This is a genomic window from Pseudoblastomonas aquimaris (assembly GCF_035481675.1).
Lineage (GTDB): Bacteria > Pseudomonadota > Alphaproteobacteria > Sphingomonadales > Sphingomonadaceae > Alteriqipengyuania_B.
On the sequence record NZ_JAYJJW010000001.1, the window covers coordinates 1,734,685 to 1,746,969 of the forward strand.

At 67.2% G+C, this 12,285-nt stretch carries 14 protein-coding genes; 8 read left to right on the forward strand and 6 right to left on the reverse strand.

The features are described 5' to 3' along the window. Positions 1-5: 5 nt before the first annotated feature. Together VCJ71_RS08625 and recQ are read right to left on the reverse strand one after the other, a co-directional pair. Positions 6-578, reverse strand: coding sequence for a hypothetical protein (locus VCJ71_RS08625; RefSeq protein WP_324640524.1), 573 nt, complete (start codon positions 576-578; stop codon positions 6-8). Continuing rightward, the gene (gene recQ / locus VCJ71_RS08630; RefSeq protein ID WP_324640910.1) at positions 579-2,363 is read right to left on the reverse strand and encodes a DNA helicase RecQ; all 1,785 of its coding nucleotides are present in this window, start codon (positions 2,361-2,363) and stop codon (positions 579-581) included. 131 nt (positions 2,364-2,494) lie between these two features. Here recQ and VCJ71_RS08635 point away from each other — a divergent pair, with 131 nt between their 5' ends. From VCJ71_RS08635 to VCJ71_RS08665, 7 genes are all read left to right on the forward strand, one after another. Next, the gene (locus VCJ71_RS08635; RefSeq protein WP_324640525.1) at positions 2,495-2,848 is read left to right on the forward strand and encodes a hypothetical protein; all 354 of its coding nucleotides are present in this window, start codon (positions 2,495-2,497) and stop codon (positions 2,846-2,848) included. Positions 2,849-2,946: 98 nt separating this feature from the next. Continuing rightward, positions 2,947-3,126, forward strand: coding sequence for a hypothetical protein (locus tag VCJ71_RS08640; protein ID WP_324640526.1), 180 nt, complete (start codon positions 2,947-2,949; stop codon positions 3,124-3,126). Positions 3,127-3,228: 102 nt separating this feature from the next. After that, positions 3,229-4,143: an SDR family NAD(P)-dependent oxidoreductase gene (locus VCJ71_RS08645; RefSeq protein ID WP_324640527.1), complete on the forward strand. Its 915-nt coding sequence runs from the start codon at positions 3,229-3,231 to the stop codon at positions 4,141-4,143. Between the two features lie 10 nt (positions 4,144-4,153). Then, positions 4,154-5,350: an acyl-CoA dehydrogenase family protein gene (locus VCJ71_RS08650; protein ID WP_324640529.1), complete on the forward strand. Its 1,197-nt coding sequence runs from the start codon at positions 4,154-4,156 to the stop codon at positions 5,348-5,350. A gap of 10 nt (positions 5,351-5,360) precedes the next feature. After that, positions 5,361-6,605: a CoA transferase gene (locus tag VCJ71_RS08655; RefSeq protein WP_324640531.1), complete on the forward strand. Its 1,245-nt coding sequence runs from the start codon at positions 5,361-5,363 to the stop codon at positions 6,603-6,605. Further along, the gene (locus tag VCJ71_RS08660) at positions 6,602-7,834 is read left to right on the forward strand and encodes an acetyl-CoA C-acetyltransferase (protein ID WP_324640532.1); all 1,233 of its coding nucleotides are present in this window, start codon (positions 6,602-6,604) and stop codon (positions 7,832-7,834) included. The genes VCJ71_RS08655 and VCJ71_RS08660 overlap by 4 nt, the downstream gene beginning before the upstream one ends. Continuing rightward, positions 7,831-8,703 carry an HTD2 family dehydratase gene (locus VCJ71_RS08665; RefSeq protein ID WP_324640534.1) on the forward strand — a complete coding sequence of 291 codons (873 nt, stop codon included), beginning with the start codon at positions 7,831-7,833 and terminating at the stop codon, positions 8,701-8,703. Before VCJ71_RS08660 ends, VCJ71_RS08665 begins: the two co-directional genes overlap by 4 nt. On the opposite strand, the gene ppk2 is transcribed toward VCJ71_RS08665, so the two are convergent. Then, complete coding sequence (gene ppk2 / locus VCJ71_RS08670) at positions 8,672-9,451, reverse strand: polyphosphate kinase 2 (RefSeq protein WP_324640912.1); 780 nt, start codon at positions 9,449-9,451, stop codon at positions 8,672-8,674. The genes VCJ71_RS08665 and ppk2 overlap by 32 nt on opposite strands. Positions 9,452-9,554: 103 nt before the next feature. Here ppk2 and phhA point away from each other — a divergent pair, with 103 nt between their 5' ends. Then, complete coding sequence (gene phhA / locus VCJ71_RS08675) at positions 9,555-10,448, forward strand: phenylalanine 4-monooxygenase (protein ID WP_416379162.1); 894 nt, start codon at positions 9,555-9,557, stop codon at positions 10,446-10,448. Between the two features lie 18 nt (positions 10,449-10,466). On the opposite strand, the gene VCJ71_RS08680 is transcribed toward phhA, so the two are convergent. From VCJ71_RS08680 to VCJ71_RS08690, 3 genes are all read right to left on the reverse strand, one after another. Next, a complete protein-coding gene (locus tag VCJ71_RS08680; protein ID WP_324640537.1) occupies positions 10,467-11,510 on the reverse strand; it encodes a LacI family DNA-binding transcriptional regulator in 1,044 nt (347 codons plus the stop codon). A gap of 63 nt (positions 11,511-11,573) precedes the next feature. After that, positions 11,574-11,870, reverse strand: coding sequence for a hypothetical protein (locus VCJ71_RS08685; protein ID WP_324640539.1), 297 nt, complete (start codon positions 11,868-11,870; stop codon positions 11,574-11,576). Between the two features lie 73 nt (positions 11,871-11,943). Beyond that, positions 11,944-12,213 carry a hypothetical protein gene (locus VCJ71_RS08690; RefSeq protein ID WP_324640541.1) on the reverse strand — a complete coding sequence of 90 codons (270 nt, stop codon included), beginning with the start codon at positions 12,211-12,213 and terminating at the stop codon, positions 11,944-11,946. Positions 12,214-12,285: the final 72 nt, after the last annotated feature.

The window sequence follows — 12,285 nt, forward strand, 5'->3', positions numbered from 1 at the left end:
CGTCGCTAGTCAAGATTTTCCGGGGTCTGTTGCTTCGCCACGACTTCGCGGACTTTCGTATCGAGTAATTTGACGCCGAGATTGAGCGACATGTTGGTAAATTCCGTGCAGCCGAATGCAAAATCCCAGAACCGGGTGCCGGCTGCATCGACGATCTTGATTTCTCCTTCCGGGGAGTGTTTCGAGGATATGTCACAAACGCGGGTATCGCTCGCGCCCACAATCAATCCTTCTGCAAGAGCCTGCATTTCGAGCACTTCCGGGCAGCTGATATTGGTTTGCCGCGACACCCATTGGTCGGTTTTAAGATCGAATTCCTCAAGATCGACCTGGCCGTTGCCCAAGATCGACCATCGCCTTGCTTCGGCAACATAACCCTCGAGCCGCAAATCCAGTTCGATACGCTCAAAGCGCACTTGGCTTCGACACTTGACCATCGCGCGGGCGAGAATTTCGTCCAGATCGACTGACAAACTCTTGGGGCTAGCCATTGCTTGCCCGGAGACGGGCGGCTGGACGATAGGCGTGCAAGCGGCCGACAGCGACAGCGCAGCTATCAAGACAACCCGGCCCTTCATTCAATTCTCGCTGATCGCGCGCAAGAAAGCCTCGCCATAAGCTTCCAGCTTCTTGGCGCCGACGCCGCCGATGCGCGACATTTCGTCGAGGTTTGCGGGGCGGAAGGCGGCCATGTCGCGCAGCACGGCATCGTGGAAGACCACGTAGGGCGGCACCTGCGCCTCTTCCGCCAGCGTGCGGCGCAAGTCGCGTAAGGCTTCGAACAGCGGGTCGCCGACCGGGTTGGGCGTGGCGTTCGCGCGGCGCCGACGCTGCTTCTTCGGCGGCTCGACGATGCCGATGGGCACCTCGCCCTTCAAGATGTCCGGCGCATCGCCGCCGAGGGCTAGGCCGCCGTGCTCGGTCGGCACCAGTGCGCCGCGTGCCTGCAATGCGCGCGACAGGGGCCGCAGCAGCGCGGCCTCCTCCGCATCGACGATACCGAACACGGACAGCCTGTCGTGCCCGCGCTGGCGAACCCGCTCGTCCTCCACCCCGGTCAGCACCTTCTGCACATGGCCGAGGCCGAAGCTTTGCCCCGTCCGGTAGACGCCCGAAAGCAGCTTGCGGGCAAGTTCCGTCGCCTCGATCACGGTCGGCGGCTCCAGGCAGTTGTCGCAATTGCCGCAACGGGCGGGCGGGTCTTCGCCGAAATGCCGCAGCAGCACCGCACGGCGACAGCCCGCCGTCTCGACCAGCCCGGCGAGCGCTTCCAGCCGCGCCTGCTCGCCGGCCCGCCGCTCCGGCTCGATTTGCGCCAGCCGCTGGCGCGCGCGGGCGAAATCGTCCGCCCCCCACAGCATCAGCGCGTGGGCCGGATCGCCGTCGCGCCCCGCGCGGCCCGTTTCTTGGTAATAGGCCTCGATCGACTTCGGCAGGCCGGCATGGGCGACGAAGCGCACGTCCGGCTTGTCGATCCCCATGCCGAAGGCGATGGTGGCGACCATCACCATGTCTTCGCTGGCGACGAAGGCCGCCTGGTTCGCGGCGCGCTCCTCCGCCGGCAGGCCCGCGTGATAGATCGAGACACTGCGCCCGCCCGCGCCCAGCTTCTGCGCCAGCCGCTCCACCTGCGCGCGGGTCTGCGCATATACGATGCCGGGCCCCGCCTGCGCGTCCAGTAGCCGGGCAAGCTGGTTAGCCACGTTGTCGCGCGGGCCGATGGCATAGCGGATATTGGGCCGGTCGAACCCCGCCAGCACCAGTCCGTCCGCCGGAATGCCGAGCTGGGCCAGGATGTCGGCGCGGGTGTGCGCGTCCGCCGTGGCAGTCAGCGCCAGCCGCCCCGCTTCAGGGAACGCGTCGAGCAGCGGGCGCAGCAGGCGGTAGTCGGGGCGGAAATCGTGCCCCCATTCGGACACGCAATGCGCCTCGTCGATGGCGAACAGGGCCACCCGGCCGCGTTCCAGCAGGCTGCGGAATCCGGGCTGGCTGGCACGTTCCGGCGCAACGTAGAGCAGGTCGAGCTCGCCCGCCTCGAACGCCGCCTGCGTTTCCCGCCAGTCGCCGTCCACGCTGGTCAGCGTCGCGGCGCGGATGCCGTTGGCGCGCGCGCTGCGCAGCTGGTCGTGCATCAGGGCGATGAGCGGGGAGACGACAATGCAGCAGCCGGGCAGCATCGTGGCGGGAAGCTGGTAGGTGAGCGACTTGCCCGCGCCCGTCGGCATCACCGCCAGCGTCCGCTCCCCCGCCAGCACGCGGGCGACGACGTCGGCCTGCTTGCCGCGAAACCCTTCGAACCCGAACACGGCGCGCAGGGCGGTGCGCGCATCCTCCAGCGCGTCGACAGGCGTATCGGCAACCATCTCGTCCATCGGGCCGCTGTGCCAGATCGCATCGCGCGCGCAAACCGGGCGGCGGGCCATGCTGGGGAGAATTGCCAGCACCGACGCGCCGCGCTAGATGCAGGGGCGAGAATTCAACGGAGACCCCGCCCATGAAGAAGCTGATTGCCACCGCCGCCACCGCGGCCCTCGCCCTGTCGCTCGCCGCCTGCGGATCGTCCGACGACGCGTCCGAAGACACGACCGCCGATACGGTCGAAGTCACCGCCGACGAAGCGGTCGAGGAAGTGGAGGAAACCCCCACCCCCGTCGAAATGAGCGAGGAAGATCCCGCGCCCGACACCGGCCCGGAAGAGACTGTCGACGCGGACACCGCTGCCGGCGTCGATGCCGAAGAAGCCAGCGTCAGCGCGCAGGATGTCGCCGCCCGTGCCCGCGCCGCCCGCGAAAGGGCGATGTCGGACGCGGAAGCCGCGACGCGCGACGCAGAAGCCGCAATGGAATAAGCGCTCGGTTTCAACTCACGCCGGAACACGGGCGGGATGCACGGCGCATCTCGCCCGTTTTCTTATGTGCTGCGAACGGATACGATAGCGCCATGCGCATGACCGCCGCCCTCCTTCCGCTCCTCGTGCTCGCCGCGTGCGGAGACAATGCGGCAGGGCCCGGCGGCCTGACCGAAGGCGAGGCGCGCGAACTGGACGAGGCAGCGGCCATCGTCGATGCCCAGCGGATAGACGAGGACGACCTGCCGGCCGACCTCAGGCAGGACACAGGCGAATAGGGGACCTTTGCCCGTCGCGCGCGCTGCCTTGATAATCGCCGGTCGCTCCGCCATAGGCAGGGTTTAACCGCGCGATTAAAAACAGCAGGAGTCGGCAGGCACATGGGCATACTGGAAGGCAAGGTCGTCGCAGTCACCGGCAGCGGGCGCGGCATCGGGCGCGAAATCGCGCTCCTCTGCGCGAAGGAAGGCGCGGCGGTCATCGTCAACGATCCCGGCGTGGGCGGCGGCGGCGAAGGCGGGGAGGCCGGCCCGGCCGAGCAGACCGCCGGCGACATTCGCGAAGCCGGCGGGAAGGCGCACGCCAACCTCGCCAGCGTAGCCGACCCTGCGGGCGCTGCGTCCATCATCGAGGATGCCGTGCAGCAGTTCGGCCGGATCGACGCCGTGGTGAACAACGCCGGCATCCTGCGCGACACGATTTGGCACAAGATGAGCCACGAGGACTGGAAGGCGGTCATCGACGTCCACCTCCACGGCTGTTTTAACACGTCCAAGGCAGCCACGCCCTATTTCAAGGACCAGGGCAGCGGGCGGCTGGTGCATTTTACCTCCACCAGCGGACTGATCGGCAATATCGGCCAGGCGAACTATTCCGCCGCGAAGCTCGGCATCGTCGGGCTGTCGCAGTCCATCGCGCTCGATGCGGCGCGTTATGGCGTAACCTCCAACTGCATCGCGCCCTTCGCCTGGAGCCGGATGACCGCGAGCATCCCGACCACCGGCGAAGGCGCCGAAGAGCGCGTAAAGCGCCTGCAATCGATGGGCGCGGAAAAGATCGCGCCGCTCGCCGCGTACCTTTGCAGCGATGCAAGCGCGGAGGTGACCAACCAGATCTTCGCCGTGCGCCGCAACGAAATCGTGCTGTTTTCGAAGCCCCGCCCGGTCCGGTCCATGGTGAAAACCGAAGGCTGGACCGCGCAGGCGATCGCGGACGAGCTGGTCCCGGCCTTCAAGTCCGACTTTGCGCGCGGCGACGAGGTCAGCGCCCACGTCTTCCCCTACGACCCCGTTTGAGGACCCAGCCATGAGCGACACGACCAATCCCGGCCCCAATCCCGGAATGGATGACGAAACCTTCGAACAGTTCCACGAACAGCTCGAACGCTATGTCCGCGAACGGCTGCTCCCGGCGGAAAAGGACGTCATCGAAAACGACGCCGTGCCGGAAGACATCCTTGCCGAGATGAAGGACATGGGCCTGTTCGGCCTCACCGTGCCGGAGGAATTCGGCGGCGCGGGCCTCAACGTCACCCAGTATGCGAAGACGGTAAAGACGATGGCCTATGCCGCGCCCGCCTTCCGCAGCATCTTTTCGATCAACGTCGGCATGTTCAACTCTGCCATCAAGAACGGCGGCACGGATGCACAGAAGGCCGAATGGTGGCCGCGCATCGCGGGCGGCGAGATCGCCTGCTTCGGCCTCACCGAACCCGGCAGCGGCAGCGACAGCGCCGCGATGCAGACCACCGCACGGCCCGACCCGGACGGGAACGGCTGGATCCTGAACGGTACGAAGCGCTACATCACCAACGCCCCGCACGCCGACGTCGGCCTGATCATGGCGCGCACCGAAAAGGATGCGCTGCCCAAGAACGCCCACGTCTCCGCCTTCATCGTGCCAATGGATACGCCCGGCGTTTCGACCGGCTCCCCCGACCACAAGATGGGCCAGGCGGGCAGCCATATCTCCGACGTGATGCTCGACGATGTGCACGTGCCGGGCGACGCGCTGCTGGGCGGGGAAACCGGACAGGGCTTCCGCTTCGCCATGATGAGCCTCGACAACGGGCGCATTTCGGTGGGTGCGGCCAGCACCGGCTACGCCCGCCGCGCGCTCGACAGCGCGACGAAGTACGCGACCGAGCGGCAGGCCTTCGGCGAACCCATCGCCAACTTCCAGCTGATCCAGCAGATGCTCGCCGAAAGCTGGACCGAAATCTACGCCGCCGAAAGCATGATGGCGGACGTCACTGCACGCGTCGACCGGGGCGAGGATACGGTGAAGCACGCCGCCGCCTTCAAGGTCTTCGCATCGGAGATGTGCGGCCGCGTGGTGGACCGGGTGGTGCAAATCTACGGCGGCGCGGGATACCTTGCCGAATACGACGCCGAACGCTTCTTCCGCGATGCGCGCATCTATCGCATCTACGAAGGCACGACGCAGATCCTGCAGCTACAGATCGCCAAGCGGATGCTGCGCGAACACGCGGCGGGGCTCTGACACGGCGCCCATGCACGACCTGCTTTCCGGCCTGTCGCTCGTCGAGGTTTCCAGCTTCGTCGCTTCGCCCACGGTGGGGCTGTATTGCGGGCAGATGGGCGCGGAGGTCATCCGCGTGGACCACGTCGCGGGCGGGCTGGATTACGACCGCTACCTGCTGACCGGCGAAGGCCGCAGCCTGGCGTGGGAAAACCTCAACCGCACGAAGAAATCGGTCGCGCTCGACTTGCGCAGCGGCGAAGGGCGCGAGCTGTGCGTGGCGCTTGCCGCAAAGGTCGGCCAGTGCGTGACCAACGTGCCGGAAACTAGCTTCCTGTCCCACTCTGCCATGGCAGCGAAGCGCGGTGACATGATCTCCTTGCGCATCATGGGCTGGCACGACGGGCGGCAGGCGATGGATTTCACCGTAAACGCCGCCAGCGGCTATCCGCTGATGACCGGGCCGGCGGACTGGGACCCCGGCCCCGATGGGCTTGGGGCCCCGCCGGTCAACCAGCTTATGCCCGCCTGGGATTTCCTGACCGGCGCCTATTCCGCCTTCGCGCTGCTCGCCGCCTTGCGTCGCCGCGATGCGAGCGGCGAAGGCGCGGAAATCCGCATCCCGCTGGGCGATGTCGCCATCGGCACTCTCGCCAATTCGGGCACGATGGCCGAAATGCTCTATCGCGGCGCCGATCGGGAACGGCTGGGCAATGCCATCTGGGGCGCGTTCGGCACCGATTTCCGCAGCCGGGACGGAACGCGCTTCATGGTCGCCGCCCTCACGGCGAAGCAGTGGGCGGGACTGGTCGAGGCATTCGACGTCGAAAGCGAGATCGCGACACTGGAAGCCGAGCTCGGCGTCCGCTTCACCGACGGCGATACGCCGCGCTTCGAGAACCGCGAGCGGCTGGCCGCGCTCTTCCAGTCCGTCGCCGGGAAGCTCGATTGGCCGGAACTGGAACGGCGCATGGGCGCGGCGGGCACTACCTTCGAACGCTATCGCACCCCGTACGAAGCCTCCACCGACCCGGTACTGGTGGGCGAAAACCCGCTGTTCGGCCCTTCCCCCAATAACCCCAGCGGCTTCGACTATCCCGCCGCCCGCAGCTTCGCCCATCTCGGCGGCGAGGAGCGCGGCGATCCGCTGCCCGCGCCGTACCTGGGGCAGCACAGCGAGGAAGTGCTGGCGGACAAGCTCGGCCTGTCGTCGGGTGCGATTGCCAGACTGATCGATGCGGGCACGGTCCGCACCAGCGACAAGGAAACCCAATGAGCACCATGCGCCGCGTAGCCATCGTCGACCCAGTCCGCACGCCGGTGGGCAAGTTCCTCGGCAGCCTCGCCCCGCTGGAGGCAGGGGCGCTCGGCGCGGTCATCATCAAGGCGCTGGTCGAGCGCACCGGCATCGATCCCTCGCGCGTCGACGACGTGGTCTTCAGCCAGGGCTACGGCAGCGGCGAGGCCCCGGCGATCGGGCGCTGGAGCTGGCTTGCGGCAGGCTATCCCATCGAGGTGCCCGGCTTCCAGCTGGACCGCCGCTGCGGCAGCGGACTGCAGGCGGTCGCGACCGCCGCGATGATGGTCCAGACGGGCGTTGCCGACTGCGTGCTGGCGGGCGGCGTCGAAAGCATGTCGAACGTGGAGCACTACACCACCAAGGCCCGGCACGGCGCGCGGATGGGCGACATGGTGCTGTGGGACCGGTTGACCCGCGGCCGGTTGATGAGCCAGCCGATCGAACGCTTCGGCATCATCACCGGCATGATCGAGACCGCGGAGAACCTTGCGAAGGATTACGCCATTTCGCGCGAGGCGTCGGACGAATTCGCCGTTCGCAGCCACCAAAACGCCGCTGCCGCCTGGGAGGCAGGCAAGTTCGACGCGCAGCTCGTCCCTGTCCCGATCCCGCAGCGCAAGGGCGACCCGGTGGTGTTCGCCAAGGACGAGGGGTTCCGCGAGGATGCGGACATGGCATCGCTTGGCGCGCTGCGCCCCATCGACGGCAAGCGCGATCCCGAAGCCATCGTCACCGCAGGCAACGCCAGCCAGCAGAACGATGCCGCTGCCGCTTGCCTCGTGGTGGCGGAGGACAGGCTGGAAGAGCTGGGCCTCACGCCCATGCTGTGGTTCGACGGGTGGAGTGCAGCGGGCTGCGACCCCAGCCGCATGGGCATCGGCCCGGTGCCTGCGGTCGAGAAGCTGTTCGCGCGCACCGGCAGGGGCTGGGACGACATCGGCCTGATCGAGCTCAACGAAGCCTTCGCGCCGCAAGCGCTCGCGGTGCTGAAGGGCTGGGGCTTTGCCGAGGACGACAGCCGCCGCGACATCGTCAACGTCAACGGATCGGGCATTTCGCTCGGCCACCCCATCGGCGCGACCGGTATCCGCATCCTCGCCGACATGGCGCATGAAATGCACCGGCGCGACGTGCGCTATGGCCTCGAAACCATGTGCATCGGCGGCGGCCAGGGCATGGCAGCGATTTTCGAGCGCGCCGTGTGAGCAACACCGACGAGAGGGACTGGAGCGACTGGATCGGGCGCGAACAGCGCCAGACCGACCGGCTGGACGAAGCGCTCGCCGCGCGCTGGTGCGCGACTTTCGACCGCGCGGTGCCCGCAGATGGCGTGATGCCGCAGGGCATCCACTTCTGCCTCTGCACACCCGAAGCGCCGACTGCGATGCTGGGCGAGGACGGCCATCCGCTACGCAGCGACGCGCCGGACAGCTTCCTGCCGCCCGTCCCCCTGCCCCGCCGCATGTGGGCCGGCAGCAGCATCGCCTTCCACGCCCCGCTTCCCATCGGCGCGCAAATCGAGCGGACGAGCCGCATCGAGAGCGTGACGCCCAAGAGCGGCAGCCGCGGGGAGATGGTGTTCGTCGAAGTGAGCCACGAGACCCGCGCCGATGGCGACCTCGCGGTGCGCGAAGTGCAATCGCTCGTCTATCTCGAGGCGCTCGCGCCGGATGCGCCGCTATCCCCGCCCCCGACCGGCGAAGCGCGCTTCGATTACCGCGCATGGGACACGGTCGAGGTGGCCGCGCCGTCCGAGGCACTGCTGTTCCGCTATTCCGCGCTGACGTTCAACACGCACCGGATTCACTACGACGCACCCTATGCGCGGGAGGTCGAGCGGTATCGCGGCCTCGTCGTCCATGGCCCGCTCACCGCCTCGCTGCTCCTGCAGATGCTGCCGCAGCCGGAAAGCCGGTTTATTTTTCGCGGGCTCAGCCCCGCCATCGCGGGCGAAACGCTCCACCTCGCGATGCGCGAAGGCGAAAGCGGGATCGAGCTGGGCGCATTCGCCGCAGACGGGCGGCACGTGACGAAGGCCGAAGCTAGCCTGCCGGATAATCCGCAATCGGCCTGAGCACCGAGTAGGTTTCGGCCGCAGGCTCCCGACCCAGCGGTTCCATCGCGATCGGCTCGGGCTCGCAATCGGTGTCCGGCAGCCGGTCCAGCAAGTCGCGCACCAGCGTCAGCCGCCCGCGCTTCTGGTCGTTGAAATCGACCAGCGTCCACGGCGCATATTCCGTATGCGTCGCCTCCAGCATCGCCCGACGCGCATCGGTATAGGCATCGTATTGCTCGCGCGCGGCCAAATCGATTGGCGACAGCTTCCAGCGCTTGAGCGGATCCTCCAGCCGCTCGCGCAGCCTTTCCTCCTGCTGTGCCTGGTCGGTAGTCAGCCAGTACTTGAACAGCAGGATGCCGTCATCGACCAGCATCTTCTCGAACGTCGGTGCCTGCCGCAGGAACTGCGCGACCTGATCGTCCGACGCGAAGCCCATCACCTTTTCCACCCCCGCGCGGTTGTACCAGCTGCGGTCGAACAGCACGATCTCGCCGGCGGTCGGCAGGTGCTTGACGTAGCGCTGGAAATACCATTGGCCGCGCTCTTCCTCGGTCGGCTTGCCGAGCGCGACGATGCGGCACTGGCGCGGGTTCAGCCGCTCGCTCACCGCACGGATCGCGCCGCCCTTGCCCGCCGTGTCGCGCCCTTCGAAGATCACCACGATCCGCTGCCCGGTCACGCGCGCCCAGCGGGCCATGCCGACCAGTTCCTCTTCCATCGGCTCGATCAGTTTCTCGTAGTCCCGGCGCTTCAGCTTGCCCATCGCGGCGCGTCTCCCCACATTTGTTCGGTAACCGTTGCAATGCTAAGGCAAATCCATGGCGACTGCACCCGAATTGAGCCGCGACTACAGCGCGATCCCCGAAATGCCGGACGACGTCTTCACCGCGCCGCTGAAGCGGCCGGAACATGTGGGCGAAGACTGGCTGGAGCCGAAGCAGACCGAGTACGACAGCGAGGACGACGCGATCTGGAACGACCTGTTCGCGCGCCAGATGGACATATTGCCGGGCCGCGCGGCGACCGCATTCCTCGAAGGCCTCGAAAAGCTCGATCTCGGCAAGGGGGGCGTGCCCGAATTCGGTGCGATGTCTGAAGAACTGGGCAAGCTGACGGGCTGGAGCGTGGTGCCCGTGCCGATGCTGATCCCGGACCACATCTTCTTCTGGCACCTTGCCAACCGGCGCTTCCCGGCGGGCAACTTCATCCGTACGCGCGAGACGTTCGACTACATCCAGGAACCTGACGTCTTCCATGACGTGTTCGGCCACGTGCCGATGCTGACCGACCCGACCTTTGCCGATTACATGCAGGAATACGGCAAGGCCGGCTGGCGGGCGATGGAATACAACCGGCTGAAGGCGCTCGGCTCGCTCTACTGGTACACGGTCGAATTCGGGCTGGTGCTGGAAGGCGGCAAGGATTTGCGCGCCTACGGGGCGGGCATCCTCTCCGGCCCGACCGAGGCGGTCTATGCGGTGGAGGCGGAAAGCCCGAACCGGATCATGCTGAATGTCGACCGCGTGATGCGCACGGATTACGTCATCAGCGACCTGCAGCCGACCTATTTCGTGATCGAGAATTTCGAGGACCTGTTCCGCCAGACGGTGGAGCGCGATTTCGACCGGCTCTATCGCAATCTCGGCCCCGGTTTCACCTATGCCAACACGGCGGTGATCGACGTGGACAACGTGCACACGCGCGGGACGCTGGAATATTCGCTGCGCGGCGGGCGCGGATCGGGCGCGAAGCCGGTCTGACGCCGGGCGCGCGGCGTCCTAGCGCACGCTGGCGCGTTCGATCAGCCGTACCGGCACCCGGGCGCTGAGCGCATCTTCCTGCGGATCGAGCCCCGCGTCGATCAGCAGCTTGGCCGCCGCGCCGAAATCGGGCTCGATCGTGGTGAGCGGCGGCTCGCACAAGGCGCCGCCGCCCAGCCCGTCGAAACCGATGATCCCGAAATCCTGCGGCAATGCCACCCCGCGCGCACGCAATTCCGCCACCGCGCCGAATGCCATCGCGTCGCAGGCCGCGAACACCGCATCGGGCGGATCGCCGCCGTCCAGCAGGTTCGCGATCGCCGCCCGCCCCTGGTCCTGCCGCGTCTCGCCCGACCCCGCGGCAGCGGCCAGCGGTTCGAGGCCGTTTTCACGCAAGGCCGCGCAATAACCGTCATAGCGTTCGGCGAACTGGCGCTGGGTGGACGTCGTGTCGCCGATAAAGGCGATGCGCCGGTATCCTGCGCCCAACAGCACATCGACCGCCAACCGGCCGCCGGCCATGTTGTCGGACCGGATCGCGGCGTGGTCGTCGAAGGGAGAGCCCCAGAACGCCATGTGCGGCTGGCCGTCGTTGGCGGCGCGGAAATAGTCCCACGCGGGCTGGTTGGTGGTGGTGCCGATCACGATGACCGCGTCGGCCTGTCCGCGTTCCACGAATTGGGAGAAGAAGCGCTCTTCTTCCGACTGGAACGAGACGAGCGAATGCAGGCCCCGGTCGGCTGCTTCCGCGCAGACGCTACCGAGAAGGGCGAAGTTGAACGGGTTGACCGAGCTCGGCGGCGCCCCCGCCTGGCCAATTACGACCACGGCGATGGTTTCGGTCCGCCCGCTGCGCAACCGTGCGGCGCGGTCGTCGACCTGGTAGCCGAGCTTGCGGGCGGCCTCCACCACGCGGGTGCGGGTCGCCTCGGTAATGGCGGCAGACCCGGCAAGCGCGCGCGAGACGGTGGACTGGCTGACCCCGGCAAGCTCCGCGACATCGTAGGAGCGGACGCGCAGCGGCGTCTTGCGCTGCGAAGTGGCCTGTGTCTCGTCGCTCATCGCCGTCTCCCCTCGCGCGGTCGATAGCACAACGCGGCAAGGGGAAAAGGGCCTTCGGGCCGCTTATTCCGCAGCGATGGGCGGCGCCGACGTGGCCGGCTCTGCCGTGGGTGGCGCGGGCACTGGGGACGGGTCCTCGTCCAGCCGGTCGGACGCCTGCTGCAAGGCATCGAGTTCGGCCTCGCTCTGACCGGTCGCCACGTCGAGCGCCTCGCTGGAAGGGGTGATATCGCCGATCGCTTCCGCCTCGGCTGCCGCTTTCGTGTCGGTCACTTCCGCACCGATCTCGGCGTCGCCGCTATCGCTGCATGCGGCCAGCGCCAGCACAAGGGCGGCTGCCGGAATGAAATTGCGTGTCACGTGCGATCCTCCCGTCGAAATACGGATGGCGTTGTGAACGCGATTTCGCGGAATGTGAAGTGGGCCCTGCGGCTCAGGCGAGCGTGCGGTTCTTCGCAAAGCGCAAGGCGAATACAGCGAGGACCGAGCCTATGGTCGCCGCGGCGAGTGCCCCCAGACCGACGATGCCGGCAAAGACATTGCTGGTGCCGAAAACGGCGTGCGTCAGGATCGGAAAGACCAGCGCGCCCGCGGCGGCCGCCCCGGCGTACAAGCCGATGCCTTCGGTCCGGTCGACCGCAAACCCGATGGACATCGCCCACCCGATCGCGGCACCCAGCAATATGAGGACGGCTATGCCCATGACACCTTTCTTGCGTTACGTGATTCCATAACGTCGAATGGTGACAATGGGTTCCGCGCGGCGGTGTTCCCG